Origin of the sequence: Streptomyces sp. DT190 (assembly GCF_049846985.1) — a bacterium.
Classification (GTDB): domain Bacteria; phylum Actinomycetota; class Actinomycetes; order Streptomycetales; family Streptomycetaceae; genus Streptomyces.
In genome coordinates this window covers 133,674-160,419 of the sequence record NZ_JBNCNM010000012.1, presented here as the reverse complement: position 1 = coordinate 160,419, position 26,746 = coordinate 133,674, and the positions used below count along the sequence as shown (strand labels likewise).

Annotated in this window: 17 protein-coding genes and 1 pseudogene; 7 read left to right on the top strand and 11 right to left on the bottom strand. The window is 73.6% G+C overall.

Annotated features, from left to right (window positions below):
* Window positions 1-93 precede the first annotated feature (93 nt).
* Together purH and purN are read right to left on the bottom strand one after the other, a co-directional pair.
* Window positions 94-1,659 carry a bifunctional phosphoribosylaminoimidazolecarboxamide formyltransferase/IMP cyclohydrolase gene (purH, locus tag ACPXCS_RS21960; RefSeq protein WP_425948414.1) on the bottom strand — a complete coding sequence of 522 codons (1,566 nt, stop codon included), beginning with the start codon at window positions 1,657-1,659 and terminating at the stop codon, window positions 94-96.
* Window positions 1,656-2,294 carry a phosphoribosylglycinamide formyltransferase gene (gene purN / locus ACPXCS_RS21955; RefSeq protein WP_425948415.1) on the bottom strand — a complete coding sequence of 213 codons (639 nt, stop codon included), beginning with the start codon at window positions 2,292-2,294 and terminating at the stop codon, window positions 1,656-1,658. The genes purH and purN overlap by 4 nt, the downstream gene beginning before the upstream one ends.
* Window positions 2,295-2,599: 305 nt before the next feature.
* On the opposite strand from purN, the gene ACPXCS_RS21950 reads away from it, so the two are divergent.
* Window positions 2,600-3,379, top strand: a complete 780-nt coding sequence (locus ACPXCS_RS21950) for a hypothetical protein (RefSeq protein WP_425948416.1) — start codon at window positions 2,600-2,602, stop codon at window positions 3,377-3,379.
* 37 nt (window positions 3,380-3,416) lie between these two features.
* Here the strand turns inward: ACPXCS_RS21950 and ACPXCS_RS21945 are convergent, their stop codons facing one another.
* Window positions 3,417-5,315, bottom strand: a complete 1,899-nt coding sequence (locus ACPXCS_RS21945; protein WP_425948417.1) for a DUF6350 family protein — start codon at window positions 5,313-5,315, stop codon at window positions 3,417-3,419.
* Window positions 5,316-5,411: 96 nt separating this feature from the next.
* On the opposite strand from ACPXCS_RS21945, the pseudogene ACPXCS_RS21940 reads away from it, so the two are divergent.
* Window positions 5,412-5,589: pseudogene (locus tag ACPXCS_RS21940) on the top strand (helix-turn-helix domain-containing protein); the annotation flags it as partial.
* A gap of 755 nt (window positions 5,590-6,344) precedes the next feature.
* Window positions 6,345-7,217, top strand: a complete 873-nt coding sequence (locus ACPXCS_RS21935; protein WP_425948581.1) for a sigma factor-like helix-turn-helix DNA-binding protein — start codon at window positions 6,345-6,347, stop codon at window positions 7,215-7,217.
* 89 nt (window positions 7,218-7,306) lie between these two features.
* Here the strand turns inward: ACPXCS_RS21935 and sucD are convergent, their stop codons facing one another.
* From sucD to ACPXCS_RS21905, 6 genes are all read right to left on the bottom strand, one after another.
* Complete coding sequence (gene sucD / locus ACPXCS_RS21930) at window positions 7,307-8,191, bottom strand: succinate--CoA ligase subunit alpha (protein ID WP_309096114.1); 885 nt, start codon at window positions 8,189-8,191, stop codon at window positions 7,307-7,309.
* Between the two features lie 21 nt (window positions 8,192-8,212).
* The gene (sucC, locus tag ACPXCS_RS21925; protein WP_333932617.1) at window positions 8,213-9,394 is read right to left on the bottom strand and encodes an ADP-forming succinate--CoA ligase subunit beta; all 1,182 of its coding nucleotides are present in this window, start codon (window positions 9,392-9,394) and stop codon (window positions 8,213-8,215) included.
* A gap of 574 nt (window positions 9,395-9,968) precedes the next feature.
* Window positions 9,969-11,195, bottom strand: coding sequence for a hypothetical protein (locus ACPXCS_RS21920; RefSeq protein ID WP_425948419.1), 1,227 nt, complete (start codon window positions 11,193-11,195; stop codon window positions 9,969-9,971).
* Window positions 11,196-11,429: 234 nt separating this feature from the next.
* On the bottom strand, window positions 11,430-12,596 hold the full coding sequence (locus ACPXCS_RS21915; protein ID WP_425948421.1) for a VWA domain-containing protein: 1,167 nt from the start codon (window positions 12,594-12,596) through the stop codon (window positions 11,430-11,432).
* 139 nt (window positions 12,597-12,735) lie between these two features.
* Entirely contained in the window at window positions 12,736-15,198 is a 2,463-nt protein-coding gene (locus ACPXCS_RS21910; protein WP_425948422.1) for a DUF5682 family protein, read from the bottom strand.
* 54 nt (window positions 15,199-15,252) lie between these two features.
* Window positions 15,253-16,383 carry an ATP-binding protein gene (locus tag ACPXCS_RS21905; RefSeq protein WP_425948423.1) on the bottom strand — a complete coding sequence of 377 codons (1,131 nt, stop codon included), beginning with the start codon at window positions 16,381-16,383 and terminating at the stop codon, window positions 15,253-15,255.
* A 145-nt stretch (window positions 16,384-16,528) separates the two neighbouring features.
* Between ACPXCS_RS21905 and ACPXCS_RS21900 the strand changes: the two genes are divergently transcribed.
* Window positions 16,529-17,884 carry an SWIM zinc finger family protein gene (locus ACPXCS_RS21900; RefSeq protein ID WP_425948425.1) on the top strand — a complete coding sequence of 452 codons (1,356 nt, stop codon included), beginning with the start codon at window positions 16,529-16,531 and terminating at the stop codon, window positions 17,882-17,884.
* A gap of 333 nt (window positions 17,885-18,217) precedes the next feature.
* Window positions 18,218-19,882, top strand: a complete 1,665-nt coding sequence (locus ACPXCS_RS21895; protein WP_425948426.1) for a DUF5691 domain-containing protein — start codon at window positions 18,218-18,220, stop codon at window positions 19,880-19,882.
* 332 nt (window positions 19,883-20,214) lie between these two features.
* Here ACPXCS_RS21895 and ACPXCS_RS21890 read toward each other — a convergent pair whose 3' ends face one another.
* Window positions 20,215-20,637 carry a cobalamin B12-binding domain-containing protein gene (locus ACPXCS_RS21890; protein WP_094054527.1) on the bottom strand — a complete coding sequence of 141 codons (423 nt, stop codon included), beginning with the start codon at window positions 20,635-20,637 and terminating at the stop codon, window positions 20,215-20,217.
* Window positions 20,638-21,209: 572 nt separating this feature from the next.
* On the opposite strand from ACPXCS_RS21890, the gene ACPXCS_RS21885 reads away from it, so the two are divergent.
* Window positions 21,210-22,073 (top strand): esterase/lipase family protein, encoded by an 864-nt coding sequence (locus tag ACPXCS_RS21885; protein WP_425948428.1) that lies wholly within the window; start codon window positions 21,210-21,212, stop codon window positions 22,071-22,073.
* 293 nt (window positions 22,074-22,366) lie between these two features.
* Window positions 22,367-23,920 carry a M23 family metallopeptidase gene (locus ACPXCS_RS21880; RefSeq protein ID WP_425948430.1) on the top strand — a complete coding sequence of 518 codons (1,554 nt, stop codon included), beginning with the start codon at window positions 22,367-22,369 and terminating at the stop codon, window positions 23,918-23,920.
* Window positions 23,921-24,009: 89 nt separating this feature from the next.
* On the opposite strand, the gene pcrA is transcribed toward ACPXCS_RS21880, so the two are convergent.
* Window positions 24,010-26,487 (bottom strand): DNA helicase PcrA, encoded by a 2,478-nt coding sequence (pcrA, locus tag ACPXCS_RS21875; protein ID WP_425948432.1) that lies wholly within the window; start codon window positions 26,485-26,487, stop codon window positions 24,010-24,012.
* Window positions 26,488-26,746: the final 259 nt, after the last annotated feature.

Sequence of the window (26,746 nt, the reverse complement as noted above, 5' to 3'; positions counted from 1 at the left end):
CCCCGCAGCGCGCGAAGGCCCCGCCGGTGGTCACCGGCGGGGCCTTCGCGTGTCACGGCGTGATCAGCGGGACGTGATCAACGGGACGTGTGATCAGTGGAAGAAGTGCCGCGTGCCCGTGAAGTACATCGTGACGCCCGCCTTCTTCGCGGCCTCGACGACGAGCTCGTCGCGGACCGAACCGCCGGGCTGGACCACGGCCTTCACACCGGCCGCGGTGAGGATCTCCAGGCCGTCCGGGAAGGGGAAGAAGGCGTCGGAGGCGGCGTAGGAACCCGCCGCGCGCTCGGCACCGGCCCGCTCCACGGCGAGCTTCGCGGAGTCGACGCGGTTGACCTGCCCCATGCCGACACCGACCGAGGCGCCGTCCTTGGCGAGCAGGATCGCGTTGGACTTCACCGCGCGGCAGGCCTTCCAGGCGAAGGCCAGCTCGGCCAGCGCGGCCTCGTCCAGCGCCTCACCGGTGGCCAGCGTCCAGTTGGCCGGGTCGTCGCCGTCGGCCTGGAGCCGGTCGGTGACCTGGAGCAGCGCGCCCCCGTCGATCGGCTTGACCTCGACCGGGGCGGAGGGGCCGTCGGCGCAGCGCAGCACGCGGATGTTCTTCTTCTTGGTGAGCGCCTCCAGTGCGCCGTCCTCGTAGCCGGGCGCGACGATGACCTCGGTGAAGATCTCCGCGACCTGCTCGGCCATCTCCTTGCTGACCGGGCGGTTGACCGCGATCACACCGCCGAACGCCGACAGCGGGTCGCAGGCGTGCGCCTTGCGGTGCGCCTCGGCGACGTCCGCGCCGATCGCGATGCCGCAGGGGTTGGCGTGCTTGATGATCGCGACACAGGGCTCGGCGTGGTCGTACGCGGCACGGCGGGCGGCGTCCGTGTCCGTGTAGTTGTTGTACGACATCTCCTTGCCGTGCAGCTGCTCGGCCTGGGCGAGACCGCCGCCCTCCGGGGAGACGTAGAGCGCGGCCGGCTGGTGCGGGTTCTCGCCGTAGCGCAGGGTGTGCTCGCGCTCCCAGGTGGCGCCGAGGAAGTCGGGGAACCGCGACTCGTCGACGGGCGCGTAGGAGGAGGCGAACCAGGAGGCGACGGCCACGTCGTAGGCGGCCGTGTGCTGGAAGGCCTCGGCGGCGAGCCGCTTGCGGGCGGCGAGGTCGAAGCCGCCGCTCTGCACGGCCTCGAGCACGTCGGCGTAACGGGCCGGGCTGGTGACGACCGCGACCGAGGGGTGGTTCTTGGCGGCGGCGCGGACCATCGAGGGGCCGCCGATGTCGATCTGCTCGACGCACTCGTCCGGGGAGGCGCCGGAGGCGACGGTCTCCCGGAACGGGTAGAGGTTGACGACGACGAGGTCGAACGGCTCGACCTCCAGCTCGGCGAGCTGCTCGCGGTGGCTGTCCAGGCGCAGGTCGGCGAGGATGCCGGCGTGCACGCGCGGGTGCAGCGTCTTCACCCGGCCGTCCAGGCACTCGGGGAAGCCGGTGAGCTCCTCGACCTTGGTGACGGGGACGCCGGCAGCGGCGATCTTCGCGGCGGTGGAGCCGGTGGAGACGAGCTCGACCCCGGCCTCGTGGAGCCCGCGCGCGAGGTCCTCGAGCCCGGTCTTGTCGTAGACGCTGACGAGCGCCCGGCGAAGGGGCCGCTTGTTGCTCTCGGCGGTCACTGGATAACTACCTTTCGTCCCTCAATGCGATAGCCGTGGCGGGCGAGCCGGCCCACGACCTCGACGAGCAGCCTTCGCTCGACTTCCTTGATGCGCTCGTGCAGAGCGCTCTCGTCGTCCTCGTCCCGGACCTCCACCACGCCCTGCGCGATGATCGGCCCGGTGTCGACGCCGTCGTCGACGAAGTGGACGGTGCAGCCGGTGACCCTGGCGCCGTACGCGAGGGCGTCCCGCACGCCGTGGGCCCCCGGGAAACTGGGCAGCAGGGCGGGGTGGGTGTTGACGAACCGCCCGCCGAACCGGGCGAGGAACTCCTTGCCGACGATCTTCATGAACCCGGCGGAGACGACGAGGTCGGGTTCGAAGGCGGCGACGGCCTCGGCGAGCGCCGCGTCCCACTCCTCGCGGCTGCCGTAGTCCCTGACCTTGCGCACAAAGGTCGGCAGCCCGGCGCGCTCGGCGCGGGCCAGCCCCTCGATGCCCTCGCGGTCGGCGCCGACGGCGACGATCTCGGCCCCGTACTCCTGCGTGCCGGTGGCGGCGATCTCGTCGAGCAGCGCCTGCAGGTTGGTGCCGGATCCGGAGACCAGCACGACGAGGCGCTTGGCGCGCGGGGCCACGGGCTTGGCGGCCACGGTGGTGGGCCTTTCTCGGGGGAGCGTCTGTCCAGGCGGCCGGCCTCTGGCCGTTTGTGCATTCATACGAATGCTTCGGGCCCCCGAATACGGGGAAGCCTACGAACCGGCCGACCGTCAGCAACGATACCGGCACACCGGACGGCCCCCACGGGACGGGGGCGTGGCCGGAAGGTAGCGTCTGGGCGGGGCTGGTTCGGGAACGCCGTCCGGACGCGGAGCGTTCAGGGGGTGACGGACCCGGTTCCGACACCGTCCAGTCCTGACCAGCCAGTCCTACTCACCAACGGGAAGACGCTCACTTGATGCCGGACCGCAGCCAGCGACTCCTCACGTTCCCCCAGCTGTCGCCGCAGGGAGGGGAGCGCGGCGCCGTGCTGCTGCGGGAGCGCCCCGGCTCACCGCCCGAGGCGCCGTCGGACGGCGGCGACCGGGGCGGCCGGGGGCGCGGGTCCCAGGAGGACAATCCCTTCGCCCCGCCGCCCGAGGGCACGCCGGACCGGCCCTGGCAGCCGCGGCGCCCGTCCGGTGACGAGGGCCGGGACGGCGGGGAGCGTGACCGCTCGCCGTGGGGCAGTCAGTGGAGCGACCGGCAGCCCGGCCGCTCCCCCGGCGGCTTCGGTGAGCGCCCGCGCGGCGGCCCCGAGGGCCCGGGCGGTCCCCAGGGCGGCGGCCCCACCCCGCGCTGGGACCCGACGGACCCCGCCCAGCGCCGCGCGCGCTACGCGCTGCTGTCGGGCATGTGGGCGTTCTTCTTCGCCTTGTTCAGCTGGCCGTACGTGGCGCTGCTGCTCGGCGCGCTGGCCCTGTACTGGGCCATCAGCTCCCTGCGCGCCAAGCCCGGCAGGCCCGACCCGGACGCCCCGGCCCCCGAGCAGCAGGGCCGCCCGCAGACGACGGCCGCGGTGAGCGGTCTGGTGACGGCGTCCCTGGCCATCGCCCTGGTCGCCGCGTCCTTCGCGGCCCAGCTGGTCTACCGCGACTACTACACGTGCACGAACGACGCCCTGACCAACGAGGCGAAGCAGTCCTGCTCCCAGCTTCTGCCGGAGGAGCTGCGCGGATTCCTGGGCACGGACGGCTGACGCAGAGACGGCTGACCAGACCCCGGGCGGGGCGTGGTCAGGCGATCTCGGACTCGGACTCGGACTCGGGCGGCGGGTCGCCGTGGGGTGGCCGGTTGCCGTACGGCGACCGGCCGTCGCGCTCGGGGGCGTGGTCGGTCTCGACGGCCTCGTCGGCCTCGTCGGCCTCGTCGGCCTCGTCGGCCTCGTCGGGGAGGGTGGCACTTCCGGGTCCCCTGGTCGGCCCTGCCGCCCATGCGGTGGACCGGGCCTCGTCCGGCGGGAACGGGTCACGCGCGGTGGCTTCCGTTCCCCACGGCCTCCCCCACTCCCCGTCCGCCGGGAAGGGGTCCGAGTCGCCGGGAGTCCCGGCGGCCCACATCGCGCCCAGGTCCTCGTCGTCGTCCCACACCGAGCCGGCCGCTTCGGCGACGCCCTCGGCGGTCGCCGCGCCCGCCGCTCCCCCGGCCGTGCCGGGTTCCGTCGGGCGTGCGGACCTGCCCGGCCTCTTCCACAGCCGCCCGCCCCGCTTCCCGCGATCGTCCTCGGCCTGGTCGTCCCGCTGCCGGCCGATCCTCGGCTCGGCGTCGCCCGTCGGCCGGCAGCGCCGGGACCGTACGGCCAGGGCCGTCGGGATCGCCGCCAGCGCCAGCCACGCCAGCGCCGCCAGGCCGACCTGCCACCACACCGGGCCGAAGCGGGCCAGCACGGACACCCCGAGCGGGCCGCCCGCCAGCGCGGCGAGGCCCGCCAGCACGACCGCGCACAGCCCGGCCGCCAGGCCGGCCGCACGGGCGGTGCGCCCGGCCGACCAGACCACGGCCGGCCGGCCACCCGGCCGCGTCCCGCCCCGTTCCGCTGCGGCCGCCGCCTTCGCCACCCACCTGCCCACCATCACCCCGGCGACCAGCGGCACCAGCCCGGCCGCCCAGTGCACCGGGGTCCCCGCCCCCGCCTCCGGCACCGCCGCCAGCAGCGGGAACGGCGGCAGGGACGGCGCCGGCGCGGACGACAGCGGCCCGACGGCATGCCCGGCGCCCAGGGCGAACCCGGGCCCCAGGGCGTAGGCGGCACCCCACACCGCCGCGTTCGGCACCAGGGCCGCGCACAGCAGCAGCACCGCGCACCGCCCCGACCAGCCCTCGGTCAGCCCGAGCAGCGACGACTGTGCCGCCGCCCCGTGCCCCACCAGCGACACGGCCACCAGCAGCGCCCCGCCACCGAGCAGCACCGTCAGCCCGGCGGCAGCGGCCCGGGTCGCGACACCCGGGCGCCCGTCCGGGGCGAGCAGCAGGGGCCGCACTCCCCCGGGCAGCACGCCGAGCAGCCGCCGCAGCGGCCCGCCCGGACGGCCATGGGCCGACCACACCCCCAGCCCCGCCGCCACGACGGCCACCGAGGGCACGCACAGCACCGCCGACACCCATGAGGGACGCAGCACACCGCCGGTCGCGTACAGGGCGGCGGGGGCTGCGACGGCGAGGTAGCCGAGGACGACACCCGCCCAGGCGGTGCGGGCCGGGACCAGGGGCGGCTCGGCGCCCAGCTCGACGACGCCGTACGCGTCACCCGGGTCGTCCCCGCTCCCCGGACCGCCGTCCGTGGCGTCCCGAGCCGCGCGGTGCAGCAGGTACACGGGCAGGATCAGCAACAGCAGCGGCGGTACGCCCATGGGGGCGGCGCCGCCGGAGAGCGTGTCGACGCGGACCAGTTCGGCCCCGTGGGCCAGCAGCCACAGGGCCGCGGCGACGTGCAGGGCACCGCCGGGGCCGCTGTCGGGGTAGGGCGAACTGATCCACAGCAGCGTCACCAGCACGGCGAACGAGGCGAGCCCCAGACCGGCCGCGACCGCACCCCCCATCAGGCCGCCGACCAGTCCGGGCGAACGGTCGCGCAGCCGGACGAGCAGGGGCGACGGCGGACGTCGGCGAGCGGTCATCTCGATCACGCCCGCCATGCTCCCAACGACACGCGCTTTCCCGTCGTAACAGGCGAACCACCGCTGTGTCGCTCAATATACGTTTATGTACTTTTCTGTTCGGAGGGGCGTGCTGTGACACAGAGCCCTGCCATGCCGCTCCCCCCGCCGAAGGAGCGCCGACGCCTGCGTGAGGCCGCCTCGCTGACGCGGGCTCAACTGGCCTCCCGGGTGGGCGTGACCAGTGAGACGGTGCGCGGATGGGAGACCGGCCGTTCGACACCGCGCGGCCGGAAAGGGGAGAAGTACGCGAGGATGCTGAACTCGCTCGGCGGGGAGGGTGAGATGACGCCTCCTCAGGCGACTCAGGCGACTCGGGCGACTCGGGCGACTCGGGCGACTCGGGCGAGCGGGGAGGCGCGGGAGGGGGAGGCCGTTCACCGTGCGGAGACGGCCCGGGCGAGCGGGCGGGGCCGGGCTTCCGCCTCGGGCCGCGCACGGGCCTCCGCAGCCTCCGCCCCGACTGCCGTCGCCGGGAGTGAACGGGGCCGGGTCCCGGCCAAGGACAGACGCCGCGCCGGCTCCGCCGACCAGGGCCGCGGGCGGGCCTCGGCCACGGACCGCTCCCGCGGCCCCGCCCCCGAGAGGCCCCACTCCCCTGCCTCCGACCGGGGTCACCCCACCGCTCCCGACCGAAGCCAGCACACGGCTCCCGACCGGGCGCACGAGCGTTTGCACGACCGGGCGCACGACCGGGGCCGTGTCCGGGTCGCCGATCGGGGAGGTGCGTCGGTCGCCGAGCGGGGAGGTGCTTCGGTCCCCGACCGGGGCGGTGCGCGCGGAACCGATCGGGGCGGTGCGTCGGTCGCCGAGCGGGGAGGCGCTTCGGTCGCCGATCGGGGAGGTGCTTCGGTCCCCGACCGGGATGAAGCGCCGGTGCTCGAACACGACCGGGCGCCGGTGCTCGAACAGGACCGGGCGCCGGTGCTCGAACAGGACGGGGCGCTGGTTCTCGAACGGGACGGCGCGCCGGTGCTAGAACGGGGCGGGGCGCCCGGTCGGGGCCGGGTGCCGACGTTGGACCGGCGATCCGCGCCCGCCGCCCGTCCGACGCGGACCTACCTGCCGGACGACGCCACCGCCGCCCTCACCCCCGACCAGGCCTTCGACGCGCTCTACGCCTTCTGCGCCCCCGCCCTCGTCCGGCAGACCTACCTGCTGACCGGGAGCCGTGAGCTGGCCCGGGAGTCGGTCGAACGGGCGTTCCAGATCGCCTGGCAGCGCTGGCCCGAGGTGGCCCGGGACCGTGATCCCGCGAGCTGGGTGCGCGCGATGGCGTACGAGTGCGCGCTCTCCCCCTGGCAGCGGCTCCGCCCGCGCTACCGGCACCCCGAGCCGCCACCCCCGGACGCGCTCGACCGCGCCCTGATGGACACCCTGCTCAAGCTGCCGCCGTCGTACCGCCGCACGCTGCTGCTCCACGACGGCGTGGGGCTCGGCCTGCCGGAGACGGCCGCGGAGACGGAGGCCAGCACCCGCGCGGCCGTGAACCGGCTGGTGCACGCCCGGGAGACGGTCGCCGAACGGCTGCCGGAGCTGGCGGACCCGGAGACCCTGCACTGGCGGCTGGTCGAACTGGCCTCCACCGAGCGGCTGCGGGCCGCCAAGCCCCAGGTCGTCCGCAGGAGCGGGGAACGCCGGGCCCGCTTCTGGACCCGTGCCGCCATCGCCTTCACCGTCGTCCTGATCGGCACCACGGCCCTCACGGTCCGCACGGCCCCCACCCACTACGAGCCGCCCGTACCGCCGGGCGAGACCGTCCAGGGCGTCCCGCCCCCGGTCGCGCCCGGTCCGCTGTCGGAGTCGGAACGCGAACTGCGTGCGAAGCTGCGCAAGCAGCCGCTGAAGGGGCCGGAGCGGCTGCTGCCACAGCCCCGGTGACGGCCTGCGGAGAACGGACGGACGAAAAACGGCGGTGGGCCCGCCCCCGTCAGGGAGCGGGCCCACCGTCGGACTGCGTCCGGAGTGCGTCAGCCGGCGAGGATCTCGCGCGCCAGCTTCGCCGTCTCGGTCGGCGTCTTGCCGACCTTGACGCCGGCGGCCTCGAGGGCCTCCTTCTTGGCGGCGGCCGTGCCGGAGGAGCCGGAGACGATGGCGCCGGCGTGGCCCATGGTCTTGCCCTCGGGCGCGGTGAAGCCCGCGACGTAGCCGACGACCGGCTTGGTCACGTTCTCCTTGATGAAGGCCGCGGCCCGCTCCTCGGCGTCGCCGCCGATCTCACCGATCATGACGATCAGGTCGGTGTCGGGGTCCGCCTCGAACGCGGCCAGGGCGTCGATGTGCGTGGTGCCGATGACCGGGTCGCCACCGATGCCGACGGCGGAGGAGAAGCCGATGTCGCGCAGCTCGTACATCATCTGGTACGTCAGCGTGCCGGACTTCGAGACCAGGCCGATGCGGCCCGGCTTGGTGATGTCGCCCGGGATGATGCCGGCGTTGGACTGGCCCGGGGTGATGAGACCGGGGCAGTTCGGGCCGATGATCCGGGTCTTGTTGCCCTTGGACACGGCGTAGGCGTAGAACGCGGCCGAGTCGTGGACGGCGATGCCCTCGGTGATGACGACCGCGAGCGGGATCTCGGCGTCGATGGCCTCGACCACGGCGGCCTTGGCGAAGGCCGGCGGGACGAAGAGGACGGACACGTTGGCGCCCGTCTTCTCGATCGCCTCGGCGACCGTGCCGAAGACCGGGATCTCGGTGCCGTCGACGTCGACGGTCGTGCCGGCCTTGCGCGGGTTCACGCCACCGACGATGTTCGTGCCGTCGGCCAGCATGAGCTTGGTGTGCTTCATGCCCGTGGCACCGGTCATGCCCTGGACGATGACCTTGCTGTCCTTGTTGAGGAAGATAGCCATGGCTGTGTAGTCCCTCGTCCCTTACTTCGCAGCAGCCGCGAGCTCGGCGGCCTTGTCGGCCGCGCCGTCCATGGTGTCCACGCGCTGGACCAGCGGGTGGTTGGCGTCGGAGAGGATCTTGCGACCCAGCTCGGCGTTGTTGCCGTCCAGACGGACGACGAGCGGCTTGGTGACGTCCTCGCCCTTGTCCTTGAGCAGCTGCAGCGCCTGGACGATGCCGTTGGCGACCTCGTCACAGGCGGTGATGCCGCCGAAGACGTTGACGAACACGGACTTGACGTCCGGGTCGCCGAGGATGATCTCCAGGCCGTTCGCCATGACGGCGGCGGAGGCGCCGCCACCGATGTCGAGGAAGTTGGCGGGCTTGACGCCACCGTGCTTCTCACCGGCGTACGCGACGACGTCGAGGGTGCTCATGACGAGACCCGCGCCGTTGCCGATGATGCCGACCTCGCCGTCGAGCTTGACGTAGTTGAGGTTCTTGGCCTTGGCGGCGGCCTCGAGCGGGTTGGCCGCGTCCTTGTCCTGGAGGGCCTCGTGCTCCGGCTGGCGGAACTCGGCGTTCTCGTCCAGGGAGACCTTGCCGTCCAGGGCGATGACGTCACCGGAGGCGACCTTGGCCAGCGGGTTGACCTCGACCAGGAGGGCGTCCTCCTTGATGAAGGTGTCCCACAGCTTGACCAGGACGTTCACGACCTTGTCGGCGACCTCGGCCGGGAACTTGGCGGCCGCGACGATCTCGCGGGCCTTCTCCTCGGTCACGCCCTCGTTGGCGTCGATCGGCGTCTTGGCGACGGCCTCGGGGCGGGTGGCCGCCACCTCCTCGATCTCCATGCCGCCCTCGACGGACGCGATGGAGAGGAAGGTGCGGTTGGCACGGTCCAGGAGGAAGGAGACGTAGTACTCCTCCACGATCTCCGGGGCCGTCTCGGCGATCATCACCTTGTGGACCGTGTGGCCCTTGATGTCCATGCCGAGGATGTTGGTCGCGTGCTCGACCGCCTCGTCGGGGGTGGCGGCGAGCTTGACGCCGCCGGCCTTGCCACGGCCGCCGACCTTCACCTGGGCCTTGACGACGGACTTGCCACCGAGGCGCTCGGTGGCTGCGCGGGCCGCCTCAGGCGTGTCGATGACTTCACCGGCCAGCACCGGTACATCGTGCTTGGCGAAGAGGTCCCTCGCCTGGTACTCGAACAGGTCCACGCGCTTCCGTCCCTATCAGTGATCTCGCGGTTCGTTGTCTGCGTGGGCGTGCCGCGAGGGCAACGTGACGTCCGCTGTCTGTCACAAGGGAGGCGCACACGGTGTCCGAGCGCGCGGCATGTCCGTCTCGCAGGTTATCGCTGCTTCCGGGAGGCCTCTAAATCGAGGGTCACACCTGAGCGGTGATACCTGTCACATGATGCCGCCCTCTCTGGCACCGCGTGCCGGGGGTGAGGGGCCTCACCGGGTTGGGGTCGACCCGGTGAGGCCCGCGGAACACCTCCGGAGGAGCACGAAGGGCCTGGTCGGGCCTGCGACTCCCCGGGGGTGCGGGCCGGTCGTTCCCCACCCCTGGGGGACGACCTTCCCTGCCCACGGGACATCGGTTCCCGGGGGGTCGACGGCTTTCGACCGGCCGGGTGGATTCCTGTGGGGGCCTTGGAGGCGGCGGGTCACCTGCGCGTGATCTCCGGGTCTTCCCCAGCGCCGCCGGCGGAGCGGCAGCGGCGGCTCTTGGGCCGGCAAGGAGCGGTCTGATCCGGGACGAAGGGCGCGCGAGGGCCCGGCCGGTGGACTAGCCGGGGAAGAGCTGCACGTCGCGCCGGCTGTCCCGCGTACCGGCCGTCTCGCAGCGGGCCGAGGTACCGGGCACGAGCCGCAGCGGGGCCCTGTGGGTCAACGTGACGGCGTACGCGTCACCGTGCCGCGGGCTGCCGCTGTCGGCCGAGGAACGGTTGCCGAGCGTGCCGTCGGGACGGTCGGCGGGGGCCTCGTCGGCCGGCGCGTGTCCCTGCCCCTGCCCGTCGCGGGCGTCGCGGGCGGGTGGCGCGGCACGCTCGGCGGATGGCCGAGGCGGATGCGCGGGCCAGCCACTTGCCCGGACCGTGTGGACGGCGCGCTGGTCACCGGCGCGGGGCGAGTCGTCCGACCCGGCGCTGGCGGACTCCGCCGTGACCGTCCGCCCGTCGGAGCCGGACACGCCACCGGACGGCAGCGCGACTCCGCCGGGCGGCAGCGCTACCTCGCCCGACGGCACCGCAACCCCGCCCGGCCGCGGAACGGCCGTGACCGGCGCGGGGAGCAGCCGGCCGGGCAGGACCGGGTCAGCGGGGAGCTGGGGAACGCGGGGAAGGTCGGGGGCGGTGGGGGTTTCGGGGCTGGCGGGGGTTCCGGGGAGGGTGGGGGAGCCGGGGACGGCGGGAGTTTCGGGGAGGCCAGGGAGGATGGGGACTTCGAGGAGTTCGGGAACTCCGGAGAGCTCGGGGACAGCGGGGAGCTCGGGAACTTCAGGGACGCGGGGGACTTCGAGGACGCGGGGGATCTCGGGGACTTCGGGGATGCCGGAGAGCTCGGGGGCTTCGGGGACACCGGGGGCTTCGGGGACACCGGGGACTTCGGGGAGCTCGGGTGTTTCCGGAAGCGCGGCGGGCTGCTCGGGCCGCGCCGGTGCGACCCGCCCGGGTCGGGACGGCGCCCCAGGCGACTGCACGTCCGCCCAGTCCCCGGGCCGTGTCGACGAAGACGCGGCCGGGGCCGAGAGATCCGGAACCTCAGACGGAGGAGTGCGCCGCGACGGCTCCTCGGACGGCGCTGCTCCCGACCCCTCGCCGACGCGGAAGGGCGACGCCTGCTCACCGGCGATCCGCCCCACCGCGCCGTCCAGCGCCGCCGCGCGCTCCCCCCACAACAGCCCGACGACCAGCAACCCACCCAGCAGCAGGACCACGTGGAGCGCACGCCGTCCGGCCACCGCGCGCAACTCGCGCGGCGCGGCACCGGACAGGGCTGCGGACCAGGTCAACGGGGAGAGTTCCTCCATGGGACGGGACAAGCGCGGAACGCATGACGCATCACGGGGTCACGCATGACGCGATGACACGATGACGCATCACGCGTATCGCGACACGTCCGACGGGTCACCGGCGACGAGTCGGCTCGACGCGATACCGCCCGGTACAGCGCGAGCCACCGCCGGGCAGGCGCCGATCCTCGCACGGGAGTGCGGAGGTTGCGCAAGCCCTCGCCCCGGCCTCCGTCAGGCCGCGTCCGGTATCGGCAGCGGGCGCTTCTCGATCGCCGCCGCCATGATCTCCGGGAACAGATCGGGCGTGCAGGCGAACGCCGGCGCCCCCAACGCCGCCAGCGCGGCCGCGTGTTCCCGGTCGTACGCCGGTGCTCCCTCGTCCGAGAGCGCCAGCAGCGTCACGAACTGCACCCCCGACGCCTTCATCGCCGAGACCCGTTTGAGCATCTCGTTGCGGATGCCGCCTTCGTAGAGGTCACTGATGAGGACGACCACGGTCTCCGCGGGCCGGGTGATCTGCGACTGGCAGTAGGCGAGAGCCCGGTTGATGTCCGTGCCGCCGCCCAGCTGCGTGCCGAACAGGACGTCCACCGGGTCGTCGAGCTGGTCCGTGAGGTCGACGACCGCCGTGTCGAAGACGACGAGTCGCGTGGAGATCGTCCGCATCGAGGCGAGCACCGCGCCGAACACCGAGGCGTACACGACCGACGCCGCCATGGATCCCGACTGATCGATACAGAGGATGACCTCCTTCTTCGTGGACTGGGTCGCCCGCCCGTAACCGATGAGCCGTTCCGGCACGATCGTGCGGTACTCGGGCAGGTAGTGCTTGAGGTTGGCCGCGATGGTGCGGTTCCAGTCGATGTCGTGGTGACGCGGCCGGTTGATCCGGGCGCTGCGGTCGAGCGCGCCGGTGAGGGTGGCCCGGGTACGGGTGGCGAGCCGCTTCTCCAGATCCTCGACGACCTTGCGCACGACGGCCCGCGCCGTCTCCTTCGTCGTCTCTGGCATCGCCTTGTTCAGCGACAGCAGCGTGCCGACCAGGTGCACGTCGGCCTCCACCGCCTCGAGCATCTCCGGCTCCAGCAGGAGCGTGGCGAGGCCGAGCCGGTCGATGGCGTCGCGCTGCATGACCTGGACGACGGAGGACGGGAAGTACGTCCGGATGTCGCCGAGCCAGCGCGCCACGGACGGCGCCGACGCCCCGAGCCCCGCCGAACGGTCCCGGCCGGCCTGCCCCTTGCCGTCCTTCCTGCCGTAGAGCGCGGTGAGCGCCCCGTCCATCGCCGCGTCCTGCCCGGACAGCGCGTGTCCGATGCCGTCCGCCGCGTCTCCGCCGAGCACGAGCCGCCACCGCCGCAGCCGCTCCTGCGCCGGGTCCGTCATCTCGGCCGTCATCGGTGTCCTCCCCTGCCCGGCCGTTCCCACAGCGGGATCACCGGCACGGTCGTCGTGGGCCGGCCCTCCGCGGCGAGCCGGTTCCCGGTGGTGCCCCTCTCCGCCGTCCTCGGCGTCGGCGCCCGCAGTCCGTCGGTCGTCATCCCTCCACCCCCACCAGGTCGTTCCGCGTGTTCATGTCGTCGAGGCCGAGCAGCAGCCGCACGACCGGCAGCACGGCGTCCGCGCGCGCTGTGTCGAACTCCGCCGCGAAGCCGGGTGCCGCGGAGCCGGTGGCCGCCGCGCCGCCCCCGGCGGCCGGTCCGCGCCGCACCAGTTCGCCGAGGGTGCGGCGCACCCCGGGTTCGTAGGCCGAGAACGTCCGCCGCAGCAGGGGCAGCACGTCCGTGAAGGCCTCCGCCGGCACACCGGTCAGCCACGCGTCGACCAGCCCGAGCAGCCGCTCGTCGTGCACCAGGAGCATGCCGCCGCCGGAGCCGCCGCCGACGAAACCCTCGATCCACGCGGCCGCGTCCGCGGGCGGCGTGCCCGGTGACAGGACGAGTCCCATCAGCCGCGCGGCCTCGTCCTGCGCCAGCTCCCCGTCGTCCAGCAGCAGCCGCACGGCCCGTCCGCGGATCACTCCCGGCACGGTGTCCCGCCCGGTCAGCACCCGCAGCACCGACTGCCAGCGCGTCCTGAGGTGACCGTGTCCGGCTGCCGGGCCGTCGCCCAGGAGCCCGACGGCCCCGTGCACCGCGTCCACGTGGCGGCGCATCTCCTCCGCCGCGTCGGCGTCGAGCGCGGCGCAGGCCGGGGGCAGTCCGACGAAGACCCGCTCGGCCAGCCCCGCGGCGACCTCGCCGAGGGCGCCGGTGTCGGTGCCGCGGACGTCGCCGTAACGCAGCGATCGGACCAGGGCGGGCAGCGCCTGGGCGAGATGGCCGACGTCCGAGTCGAGGGCCGCCCGGTCGGCGAGGATCCGCATCACCGTCGGCAGCGCGTCGGGCAGTTCGGCCAGCAGACAGCGCTCGGCGAGCGCGGTGACGTCGGCCAGGCCCCCGGCTGCGACGGCGTCGGTCTCGGCCTTGGCGGTCGCGGCGGACAGCACGGTCGTCCCCCACACGCCCGCCTCGGCGACCCGCACGGCCAGCTCGGGCTCCCAGCGCAGCCGCCACGTCTCCCGGAACGTACCCGTGCTGCCGCGTGAGGCGGCCGGTTCGCCCCAGGCGATGCCGAGCAGCCGCAGCCGGTGCAGCAGTCTGCTGCGTTCAGCGTCGTTCTCCTTGCGCAGGTCGAGTTCCAGCTCCCGCTCCAGCGCCTCCGGCTTCAACCGCAGCCGGCGCTGCAGCCGGGCGAGGTCCCGCTGCAACGGCACCGCCGGGGCGCTCGACGGCACCTCCCCCAGCACGTCCCCCACGACCAGCCGGTCGTGCACCAGGGCCAGCGGCACGTCCGAGCCGTCGCACATGACCGCCCGCACCGCGTCGGTGGACTCGCTCAGGCCCGGCAGCGGACGGCCGCGCATCGCGGCGAGCGTCTCGGCCAGCCGCACCGCCTCGATGACGTGCGCGGAGGAGACGATCCGGTCCTCGGCGCGCAGCAGCCCCGCCACCTTCGTCATCCAACGCTCGACCGGCCGGTCCGGGGCGCTGAACAGGTGCCCGTACCAGCCCGGCGAGTCGATGCCGGCCCCGTATCCGCTGACCCGGGAGAGCCTGCGGTGGGTCCACGGGACCCAGGTCATGTCCGTCTTGACCTTGGGCAGGCCCTTGAGCAGTGCCTTGTCGGCGGTGACGGTCGTCTTCTGCCGCAGGGCGGGCACGTGCCAGGCGCCGCAGACGACGGCCACGCCGTCCTCGAACTCCCGCTGCGCGGAACGCAGCTGGAGCCGCATGTACGCCTCCCGCACCAGGTCCCGGTCGTGGCCTCCGCTGCCGTAGGCCTCGCGCAGGGCCCCCATGGCCTCCTCCAGCGCGGTGAACGGCGCGAGCGCGTCCCCCTGCCCGGCGCCCCGGTGCTCGACGACGTCCTCCCACCACCGCTCCGGGTCGTCGTACCCGGCGGCGTCGGCGAGCACCCGGAGTGGGTCGATCCGCACCTCGGCGGGACCGTGGCCACCTTCGGGGCCCCGGTCCGCCGCGGGGCCGGGATCACGCTCGGAGCCGGGGGCGGTGCCCGGGGCGGTGTCGCCGTCCGCCGTCTCCGCCGTCCCGGTGTCCAGCGGTGCCTCCTCCTGAGCCTCCGCCTCATCCTCCCCCTGCCCCCAGGCCAGCGTGTGCGTGGCCGGCAGGTCGATGAAGCGGGCCGGGACGCCGTGCTCCAGAGCCCAGCGGATGGCGACCCACTCCGGGGAGAACTCGGCCAGCGGCCAGAACGCCGAGCGGCCGGGCTCGTCCACGGCATGGGCGAGCAGGGCGACCGGCGGCCGCATCTCCTCGTCGGCGGCGAGCGGGATCAGGGCGTCGGCCTCGGGCGGTCCCTCGATCAGCACGACCCCCGGTGCGGCCTCGTCCAGCGCCGCGCGCACCGCCCGCGCCGAGCCCGGCCCGTGGTGCCGCACCCCGAGCAGCACCGGTCCCGCCCCGGTCCTGCTGCCCGTCGGCCTCTCCTCAGCCGTCATGTCGTCCCCTCCCATCCCCTGTCCGGTCCCCCGAGCGCTCCCCGCCCCCGTCGCTCACACGCTCACCTCGCGGCAGGCCCGGTAGAAGTCCTTCCAGCCGTCGCGCTCGCGGACGACCGTCTCCAGGTACTCCTGCCAGATCACGCGGTCGGCCGCCGGGTCGCGGACCACCGCGCCGAGGATGCCCGCGGCGACATCGCCCGGCCGCAGCACTCCGTCCCCGAAGTGGGCGGCCAGGGCGAGGCCGTTGGTGACGACGGAGATGGCCTCGGCCGTGGACAGCGTGCCGCTGGGCGACTTCAGCTTCGTGCGGCCGTCGGCCGTCACCCCGTCGCGCAGCTCGCGGAAGACCGTGACGACCCGGCGGATCTCGTCGAGCCCCTCGGGCGCGGCCGGCAGGTCCAGGGACCGCCCGATCTGGTCGACGCGGCGCGAGACGATGTCGACCTCGGCCTCGGGGGTCTCCGGAAGCGGCAGCACCACCGTGTTGAAGCGGCGGCGCAGGGCGCTGGACAGGTCGTTGACCCCGCGGTCGCGGTCGTTGGCCGTGGCGATCAGGTTGAAGCCGCGGACCGCCTGCACCTCCTGGCCCAGCTCCGGTATCGGCAGCGTCTTCTCCGACAGGATCGTGATCAGCGTGTCCTGCACGTCGGCCGGGATGCGCGTCAGCTCCTCGACGCGGGCGGTCATGCCCTCGGCCATGGCCCGCATGACCGGGCTGGGCACGAGAGCGTCCCTGCTCGGGCCGTGGGCGAGCAGCTGCGCGTAGTTCCAGCCGTAGCGGATGGCCTCCTCCGGCGTGCCGGCGGTGCCCTGCACCAGCAGCGTGGAGTCGCCGCTGACCGCCGCGGCCAGGTGTTCCGACACCCACGTCTTCGCCGTGCCGGGCACGCCGAGCAGGAGCAGGGCGCGGTCGGTGGCGAGGGTGGTGACGGCGACCTCGACGATGCGGCGCGGGCCGACGTACTTCGGCGTGATCACCGTGCCGTCCGGCAGGGTGCCGCCGAGCAGGTACGTCGCGACGGCCCACGGCGACAGCTTCCAGCGGGCCGGGCGCGGGCGGTCGTCCTGCGCGGCGAGCGCGGCGAGTTCGTGCGCGAAGGCGTTCTCCGCGTGCGGCCGCAACGCCTCCGACGACTCTCCCCGCTGCGGTTCCACGGTCGTCGGTTCAACAGACACAGTCATGGCTGAGGCCCCCTCCAGCTCGGCCGGTTCGGATCTGGCACCAACGTTGCACCACACCACTGACAATCCGTTCTGACCTGCGGAAATGCTATGCCGGGGCGGCTCGCGGACCCGATTGTCAGTGGGGGGATCTACCTTCGATGGCATGACTCAGCAGGGGGTGCGCTGGACCGCGGACCAGGTGCTGGCCTTGGCGCCTGACGCCTCGTCACGCAAAGCGGGAAGCAAACTCGGCGCGGCGGGGCCGTGGTCCGAGGCGGGCAGTTCCGACGAGGGGACGGTGTGGGGGCTGTGCAAGGGCAGCGGGAGCAAGCCGTATCAGACGGTCGTCGACATCGCGGACGCCTCCGGGCCCGCGTACAAGTGCACTTGCCCGAGCCGCAAGTTCCCGTGCAAGCACGCGCTGGGGCTGCTGCTGCTCTGGGCGGGCGACGACGCGGCGGTGCCGCGGGGCGAGGCGCCGGAGTGGGCCGGGCAGTGGATAGCGGGGCGGCGCCGGCGCGCGGAGGAGAAGCGGAGCGGCGAGGGCGCGGGGGCGGCGTCCGCGTCGGCTGACCCGGAGGCTGCGCGGCGCCGGGCCGAACGCCGGGCCGAGCGGGTCACGGCGGGCGCGATGGAGCTGGAGCAGCGTCTGGCGGACCTGCTGCGCGGCGGCCTGGCGACGGCGGAGCAGTCGGGGTACGGCCTGTGGGAGGAGACGGCGGCCCGCATGGTCGACGCCCAGGCGCAGGGTCTGGCCGCCCGGGTGCGGGAGTTGGGGGGGATCCCGTCCACGGGGCCCGGCTGGCCGGTGCGGCTGCTGGAGGAGTGCGCGCTGCTGCATCTGCTCGGTCAGGGCTGGCTGCGCCGCGAGCGGCTCCCGGACGGCCTCGCCGCCACGGTCCGCTCCCGTATGGGCCTGCCGGCCTCCGCGGACGGCAAGCCGGTGCGGGACCGCTGGCTGGTGCTGGCCCAGTACGACACGGCCGACTCACGCCTGACGACGCGCCGCATCTGGCTGTACGGCGCCGATTCGCACCGTACGGCGCTGCTCCTGTCCTACGGTGCCGCGGGCCGCGCCCCGGAGCTGGCGCTGCCCGTGGGGCTGTCCATGGACGCCGAGGTGACCCCCTACCCGGGCGCCGGGCAGCTGCGGGTGGCGCTGGGCGAGCAGTTCGCTCCCGCGGCACCGGCGGCGACGCGCCCACCCGGCGTGACGACCTCCGAGGCGGCCGGCCGTTACGGCGACGCCCTGCGGGACGACCCGTGGCTGGAGTCCGTCCCGGTGACGCTGGGCCGGGTCGTCCCGGTCCCGGACGGGGACGCGTGGCAGCTGGCGGACGCCGACGAGGACGCGGCGCTGCCACTGACTCCCGCAGCGAGGTCGCGGCCGGGGCTGTGGCGGCTGGTCGCCCTCTCGGGCGGTGCCCCGGTCACGGTGTTCGGCGAGTGCGGCCACCAGGGCTTCACCCCGCTGACGGCCTGGCCCGAGGGCCCGGGCGACGCCGTGTCCCTGTGCTGACCGGAGGACGTCGTGCCCCTGTGCTGACCGGAGGACGTCGTGTCCCTGTGCTGACCGGAGAACGCCTTCCCGGCTTCCGTGGCGGAAGACGCCCGACCGGGCTCCGCAGCGGAGAGCGACGCCCACCCGGCCCCCGCGGCGGAGGACGACGCCCACCCGGCCTCCGCGGCGAGGACACCCGACCGGCCTCCATGGAGGGAGCCGCCGGCCCGGGTCCCACCGCGTCGGCAGGACCCACCCTTCTCACCGATTCATGAATCTTTCAGGCATCACGGGACAACCGGTAAGGGCGAGCCTTCAACCAACTCCGGGCGCCCCACGGAAAGGAAGCGCATGACCAGGACCTCCGCTCCCGCGGACGCGCCCGGCACGGGTGCCTGGGAGGGGCTCGTCACGACGGCACTGCTGGGCACCGACCGCCGCACACCGCCGGGCACCGCCCCGGGACAGGACGCCCCGGTGGCCCTGCTGGACGCGGCGGCCGTGGAGACCGTGCGACGGCGGGCCGGTCTGCGTCCGGCCCGGGCGGCGCAGCGGCCGCAACCGGCCCCGGAGGACCGGCGTCCGCCCCTGCCCGCCGCTGCCGCCCGCAGACTCGCGATGCTGCTGGCCGACCGGCCCGGCACCTCCGGCGGCGGCCGCCGCGGCACGGCACCCGACCTGGTGGAACTGCTGCCGCAGTGGCTGGCGGCCGCGAACGCCCGGGGGTTCGCCCCGCCTCCGCAGGTGCTGCCGGCACTGCTGGACGCGGCCCGGGGGCGGACGGACCTGCGACCGGCGGCGCTGGAGTTCGCGGGGCCGCGGGCCCTGTGGCTGGCCCGCCTGAACCCGGACTGGCGGTTCGCGCTGCGCGCGGCCCCGGGCGGTGGGGCGGCCCTGCCGCACTCTCAGGACGACGACCGGACGCGGCAGTTGTGGCAGGAGGGCCTGTTCGCCGAGCGGGTCGCCCTCCTGTCGGCCCTGCGCCACCGGGAACCGGCCGCGGCGCGCGAACTGCTCGCGACGACCTGGGCGACGGAGCGGGCCGAGGACCGGCTGATGTTCCTCGACTCGCTGCGCACCGGCCTCGGCCCGGACGACGAGCCGTTCCTGGAGCAGGCCCTGGCCGACCGCAGCCGCAACGTCCGGGCGACGGCGGCGGAACTGCTGTCGGCGCTGCCCGGCTCGGCGCTCGCCGCGCGGATGGCGGTCCGGGCGGCGGCGTGCGTGGCCATCGACCACATGCGGGCCACGCAGGCCGCGGGGGCGTCCCCCACTCCCACGATCGTCGTCGAGGCGCCGCACGAGTGCGACGCGGACATGGAGCGCGACGGCGTCGTGCCCAAGGCCCCGGCCGGACGGGGCGAACGGTCCTGGTGGTTCGGTCAGCTGGTGGAGGCGGCACCGCTCGGCACCTGGTCGCGACGGCTGGGCGGCCGGACCGCCCGGGAGATCGTGGCGCTGCCGGTGGCGGACGACTGGCAGGGCGAACTGCACGCGGCGTGGTGCCGGGCGGCGGTGCGCCAGGGTGACGCCGAGTGGTCGCGCGCCCTGCTCGGCGAGCCCTCGGCACCGGAGGCGGGCGGCCCGGGCGCGGTGTCCCTGGCCGAACGGGCCAAGCTGCTCGGCACGCTGGGCGCCGCCGAACGGGCCGAGTGGGTGGCCGGCTTCATCGCGGCGCACGGCCTGTCGGAAGCCTTTCAGTTGCTCGGCGTGTGCGCGGTGCCGTGGGCCCCGCCGCTCGGCCGTGCCGTGGTGGACGCGCTCAACATCGCGCGGGACGCGGGGAGTTATCCATGGAGTTTCAGTGGAGTCATGGGGCTGGCCGAGCGCTGCCTCGACCCGTCGGAGTCCAGCCGTCTCGACGCCCTGCTGGCCGTGCCGGACGAGCCGGAGGACGCGTCCCCGGGGGCGGGCGGCTACTGGGCGGAGGCCTTCCAGCGCCTGGTCACGACCCTGCGCCTGCGCGCGGCGATGATCGAGGAACTGGGCCCGCGGGGGCAGGACGTCGCGCCCTAGCCCTGCGCGGGGACACCGTGGACCACGGCCCCGGGGACACGGCCCACCACGAGGGTGCGGTCCACGCCCCCGGCGACCGGAATCGTGCGGCCGACGGCCGCCGGAACGACGCGGGCAACGGCCACCGCAAGCACACGGGCGACGACCCGTGCCACGCCCACGGCAGCCCGAGCCACGACCATGACAGTCCGGGCCACGATCGCGCCGGCCCGAGTACGACCGGGACATGGGGCCAAGACCACTACAACCCGGACCACGGCCAGGACGCCGACCACAAGGGCAACGCGGAGCACGGCCACGCCGGCACCCCCGGCGCGCCCTACCGCCCCGGATCAGCCGCCGGAGGCAGCCGGCTGGCGTACGTTCGCCCGGACCCAGTCCACGATCGACTGCGTCGTCGCACCGGGGGTGAAGATCTCCGCGACGCCCTTCTCCTTCAGCGGGGCGATGTCCGCCTCGGGGATGATCCCGCCGCCGAAGACCAGGATGTCCGCCGCGTCCCGCTCCCGGAGCAGGTCGATCACCGCAGCGAAGAGCGTGTTGTGCGCCCCGGAGAGGATGGACAGCCCGATCGCGTCGGCGTCCTCCTGGATCGCCGTGTCGACGATCTGCTCGGGAGTCTGGTGAAGGCCGGTGTAGATGACCTCCATACCGGCGTCGCGCAGGGCCCGCGCGATCACCTTGGCCCCGCGATCGTGGCCGTCGAGCCCCGGCTTGGCCACCACCACGCGGATCGGACCGGCTGCCACACCCATCACTGCCTCCATGAAGCGACTGCATCCATCCGTAGGGACAAGTACCGCACACATCCGGCACGCCGTACACGTCACCATGACCCGGACGCGCCCCGAACCGCCCGGGGAAGTGAACGAACGTTATCTCCAGCATCCCGCAACCGGCAGTTTCGCGGTGCGGACCGAGGGGGAAATCACACGGTGGGACAAGCGCAAGGGGAGCCGCAGGGAGGTCGCCGCACCGCCGCGCCACCCACCACGCACAGCGGCGGTACGCCACTTCGGCGAAGGCACGGGCAAGCACCGCACACAGGGCGAGCACCACACACAGGCCACGCACCGCACACAGGGCAAGCACCACACGCAGGGCAGGCACGGCGCACCAGCGGGGAGCCCGGTCACCGCACCGACCGGGGACCCCGCCGCACCACCGGCATCACCCATGCCACACGTCGCGCACACTCCCCGCAGCTCACGCGCCTCATGCGGCTCACGCCGCCCGCCCGCTCGTCGTCGGCCGTCTTCGCTGCTGCTTTCCACGAGTGCACACGGGGGACGACGCCGTCCTCCCGCGTGCCGACAGGAGGTCGGCCATGAAGGTCACGGGGGCTGCTCTGCCCTTTCTTCCGTTCTGCCAGCGCCTGCTGCCGAGCCGGCTGACAGGACTCTCCATGGCTCTGCTGAAGGCCACCGCCCTGGAGATCGCGATCCTGGCCGGGCACCTCCTGCTCTACCCTTCCGGCATCGCGCAGGAGCGGCGCGCCCCCGCCCCGGCGCTGCCCGCGGACGGCGCGGCCCAGCTGCCGACGGAGGCCAAGCCCCCGGTCGTCCTGCTGCACGGCTTCATCGACAACCGCTCGGTCTTCGTCCTGCTGCGCCGCAGCCTCGCCCAGCACGGCAGGCAGCAGATCGAGTCCCTCAACTACTCGCCGCTGACCTGTGACATACGCGCCGCCGCCGAGTTGCTCGGCCGGCACATCGAGGAGATCTGCGAGCGCACGGGCGCCCCGCAGGTCGATGTCGTCGGGCACAGCCTGGGCGGACTGATAGCGCGTTACTACGTGCAGCGGCTCGGCGGCGACACGCGCGTGCGGACCCTGGTCACCCTCGGCACGCCGCACGCGGGCACCCGGGTGGCGCCCCTGGCCAACGCGCACCCCATCGTGCGCCAGATGCGCCCCGGCTCACCGGTGCTCGAGGAGCTCACTCGGCCCGCCCCCGGCTGCCGTACGCACTTCGTGAGCTTCTGGAGCGATCTCGACCATGTGATGGATCCGCTGGAGTCGGCCTGCATCGACCACCCCGATCTGACGGCACAGAACGTGCGGGTCACCGGCATCGGCCACCTCGCCCTGCCCGTGCACCCCGCCGTCGCCGACGGCATACGGCAGATCCTCGACACGGCCCGGCCGGGCGAGCCGACCACCGGCCGCGCCGGAGGTCTCACGGTGGCCTGAAAGAGGTCCGCCCGACGGTCGCCCACCACACGGTCGGGCGACAGTCGGCCCGCGGCCGTCACACCCGGCGCCCGGACTCGTCATACAGATGACACACAGCGCCACTTCACCCAACAGCCTCGAACAAACTTCGAACACAGAGCCAAACTCGCGTCCGCAGTCCGCCAAAACACGGCCGAATGCCCGTTTCCTGCGCGCGCGAAACCTGCCGAAGATTGTCGTGCCCGCGTACCGCCGGGTACAGTCGCCGCACTGCTCTGGCAGCCCCTGTTGTCGAGGCGAAAGAGAAGTTGGTGAACGACCGTCACCCGTCGGGGACCATGACCCCGGCTCCGGCTTCCGACGCCGCCTCGGCGCACTACGCGTCGTACGGCACCCAGGAAGCCCAGTACGGCGACCTCACCACGTACGGCGACTACGCCGCCACCGGTTTTGACGCCACCGGCACGGACGGCGCCGGGTTCGACGCCACCGGCCACACCACCGCGAGCTTCGCGACCGACCCCCTCTTCGGCGACATGCCGGGCAGCGGCCAGGACACGGGCACGTACGACAGCGGCCACTGGCCCACGGGCGGGCACGAGAACCCGCACTACGACGCGTACGCGGCCCAGCACCACGCCGCCTACGACACCGGCGGTTACGACACCACCGCCTGGCACGCCGAGCAGCAGCCGCTGTCGGCGATCCCGCCGCAGGCGCCCTCCCCCGACGCCACCGGGCAGTGGGAGACGGGCGGTTGGGCCCAGCCCGACCAGTCAGGCAACCCGGCCGACCGGACCCAGCAGTGGGAATGGGGCACGCAGGCCTTCGACACGGGTGCTTTCGACGCCACGCAGTGGAACTCCGACGGCACCGCGGCCCCCGCCCCGGACGCCTACGAGCAGCACGGCGAAACCTTCGAGCAGCACGACACGGGCGCCTTCGAGCAGCACGAGACGGCGACGTTCGAGCAGGTCGCCTACGACGAGTCCGACGGGGCCGGCTACCACGACGCGGACGCCCAGGAACCGGCCGACACCGGCGAACTGCCCACCGTCGCCCCGCTCCTGGACGGCCAGGAAGAGGTCGCGCCCCCCGGTTCCCGGGCGGCCGCGCGCGCCGGCTCCCGCTCCCGCCGCCGTACCCCGCCCAAGCGCTCGGCGCTGATGACCATCGCGGTGCCCTCGGCCTGCGTGATGGGCGTGGCCGGGATCGCGGCCGCCTCCGTGGGCAGCCTCACCGAGGACAGCGCGGCCGAGGCGCACACCACCGCGGCGGACGTGCAGCCGGTGAAGCCGGCCGCGGCCAACAACAAGCTCGACACGCAGTTGCAGAGCCTCGCCGCCGGCGCCGACGACTTCGCCGACCGGGCCAGCCGGACGCAGGAGCGCATCGACCTCAAGGCCCAGCAGGCCGCCGAGCGGAAGCGGGCGGCGGAGGAAGCGGCCCGCAAGGAGCGGCTGCGTCCGAAGTTCGCCCTGCCGGTCGCGCAGCACGGGCTGAGCGCCTACTACGGCCAGTCGGGCATCAACTGGATGTCGCTGCACACCGGCATCGACTTCCCCGTCGCGTACGGCACGACCGTGATGGCCGCGACCGACGGCACCGTGCGCACGCAGTGGAACAGCGCGTACGGCAACATGATGATCGTGACCGCGAAGGACGGCACGGAGACGTGGTACTGCCACCTCTCCACGTACACGGTCCCTTCGGGCACGAGCGTGAAGGCCGGGGACCCCATCGCGCGCTCCGGCAACTCCGGCAACTCGACCGGCCCGCACCTGCACTTCGAGGTGCGTCCCGCCGGCGGCTCGGCGATCGACCCCCTGTCGTGGCTGCGCAGCCACGGCGTCGACCCGGCGTAACGCCGCACGGGCCCCGCGGGCGGGGCGGGAAGCACGGCGGCCCCCGCCGGCCGGGCCGGCGGAGGCCGTCAACGGCCCGGCTCAGCGGACTACAGCTTCTCCACCGGCGCGTACCGCAGCAGCAGGCGCTTGGGCTTGGTGTCGCCGAAGTCGATCGTCGCCTCGGCGTTCGCGCCCGTGCCCTTCACCGCCACCACCGTCCCGAGACCGAACTGGTCGTGTGTGACCCGGTCCCCGACCGCCAGCGACACCACCGGCTTCTCGGACGTACGGCGGGTGGCGAAGCCGGACGCGCCCGAGGCGGACGAGCGGGAGCGGGACGACGACAGCGACGCCGCCACGGCGGAGACCGGGCCGGAGGACGCCGGGGCGGTCCCTCCCGTGCGCTTCCACTCCACGTGGGCCGGCGGGATCTCCTCCAGGAACCGGGAGGGCGGGTTGTACGAGGGCTGGCCCCAGGCGCTGCGCAGGGTGGAGCGGGTCAGGTACAGCCGCTCCCGCGCGCGGGTGATGCCCACGTAGGCCAGGCGCCGCTCCTCCTCCAGCTCCTTGGCCTGGCCGAGGGCGCGCATGTGCGGGAAGACGCCGTCCTCCATGCCGGTGAGGAAGACGACCGGGAACTCCAGGCCCTTGGCGGTGTGCAGCGTCATGAGCGTGATGACGCCGTCGCCGTCCTCCTCGTCGGGGATCTGGTCGGAGTCGGCGACCAGCGCGACCTGTTCCAGGAAGTCCGCCAGCGTGCTCTGCTCGTCCTCGCCGCGCTCCTGCTCGAACTCCATGGCGACCGCGGCGAGTTCCTGAAGGTTCTCGATCCGGGTCTCGTCCTGCGGGTCCGTGGAGGCCTGGAGTTCGGCGAGGTAGCCGGTGCGCTCCAGGACCGCCTCCAGCACCGTGGCGGGTCCGGCGCCGGACTCGACGATCGTGCGGAGCTCCTCCATCAGCGCGTTGAACCGCTTGACGGCGTTGGTGGAGCGCGCGGCCATGCCGTACGCCTCGTCGACGCGCTTGAGCGCCTGCGGGAAGCTGATCTTCTCGCGCTGGGAGAGGGCGTCGATCATGGCCTCGGCGCGGTCGCCGATGCCCCGCTTGGGCACGTTGAGGATCCGGCGCAGCGGCACCGAGTCCTCGGGGTTGGCCAGCACGCGCAGGTAGGCCAGGACGTCCCGGACCTCCTTGCGCTCGTAGAAGCGGACGCCGCCGACGACCTTGTAGGGCAGGCCGACGCGGATGAAGACCTCTTCGAAGACACGGGACTGGGCGTTGGTGCGGTAGAAGACCGCGACGTCCCCCGCCTTCGCCTCGCCGGCGTCCGTGAGGCGGTCTATCTCGTCGGCGACGAACTGGGCCTCGTCGTGCTCGGTGTCGGCGACGTAGCCGGTGATCAGCGCGCCCGTGCCCGCGTTGGTCCACAGGTTCTTGGGGCGGCGGGACTCGTTGCGCTCGATGACCGCGTTGGCGGCGCTGAGGATCGTCTGCGTGGAGCGGTAGTTCTGCTCCAGCAGGATCGTCGTCGCGTCCGGGTAGTCCTCCTCGAACTGGAGGATGTTGCGGATCGTCGCGCCGCGGAAGGCGTAGATCGACTGGTCGGCGTCGCCCACCACGCACAGCTCGGCGGGCGGGATCTCGGCCTCGGGCGGCACGTCGACGGGGTGCTCGGAGGTGCCGACCAGCTCGCGGACCAGGGCGTACTGGGCGTGGTTGGTGTCCTGGTACTCGTCGACCAGGACGTGCCGGAAGCGGCGGCGGTAGTGCTCGGCGACGTCCGGGAAGGCGCGCAGCAGGTTGACCGTCGTCATGATCAGGTCGTCGAAGTCCAGGGCGTTCGCCTCGCGCAGCCGCGACTGGTAGAGGGCGTAGGCCTGGGCGAGGGTCTTCTCGAAGCCGTCGGTGGCCTGCGCGGCGAAGTCCTCCTCGTCGATCAGCTCGTTCTTCAGGTTGCTGATCTTGGCGCTGAAGGACTTCGGCGGGAAGCGCTTGGGGTCGAGGTCCAGGTCGCGGCAGACCAGGGCCATCAGGCGCTTGGAGTCGGCGGCGTCGTAGATCGAGAAGGAGGACGTGAAGCCGAGCCGCTTGCTCTCGCGCCGCAGGATGCGCACGCAGGCGCTGTGGAACGTCATGACCCACATGGCGTTCGCGCGCGGGCCCACGAGCTGCTCGACGCGCTCCTTCATCTCACCGGCGGCCTTGTTGGTGAAGGTGATCGCGAGGATCTGGCCCGGATGCACGTTCCGCTCGGCGAGCAGGTGGGCGATGCGGTGGGTGAGCACGCGGGTCTTGCCGGAACCGGCGCCGGCGACGATGAGCAGCGGGGAGCCGGAGTGGACGACCGCGGCGCGCTGGTTGTCGTTCAGCCCCTGGAGCAGGGTGGCCGTGTCCACGACCGGGCGCGGGGCGCCGTCCCGGTAGTGGGTGTCCCGGTCCGGCGGCAGGTCGAACTTCCCGCCGAACAGATCGTCCGGGATCGACTCCGGAACGTGATCGTCCTCGGGTGGCGGCGGGGGCTCGTCCGCGGGGCCCCGCTGGGCCTGGAGGCTCGCCAGGAAGTTGTCGTCAAAGAGGCTGCTCATCGCTCTCCGAGTCTAGGGCGCCCCACTGACAGCCTGCCGCCGCCCTGAGAACATCGCCGTGAGAAGAGTCTCCCGCGACCGGCCACCACCCCATGATCGCCCTGCGGAATGGCCTGATCACAGCGTGCGACACCCCGCCCATTCCCGGACGACTCGTGACCAAAGCCCTCCTCCCGTCCGGCCCGACGGGTTTCCGCAAGAAGGTCACGAAAATGTATCGGGCATATCACCCATCAACCTTCACAGGGGCCACACCAGT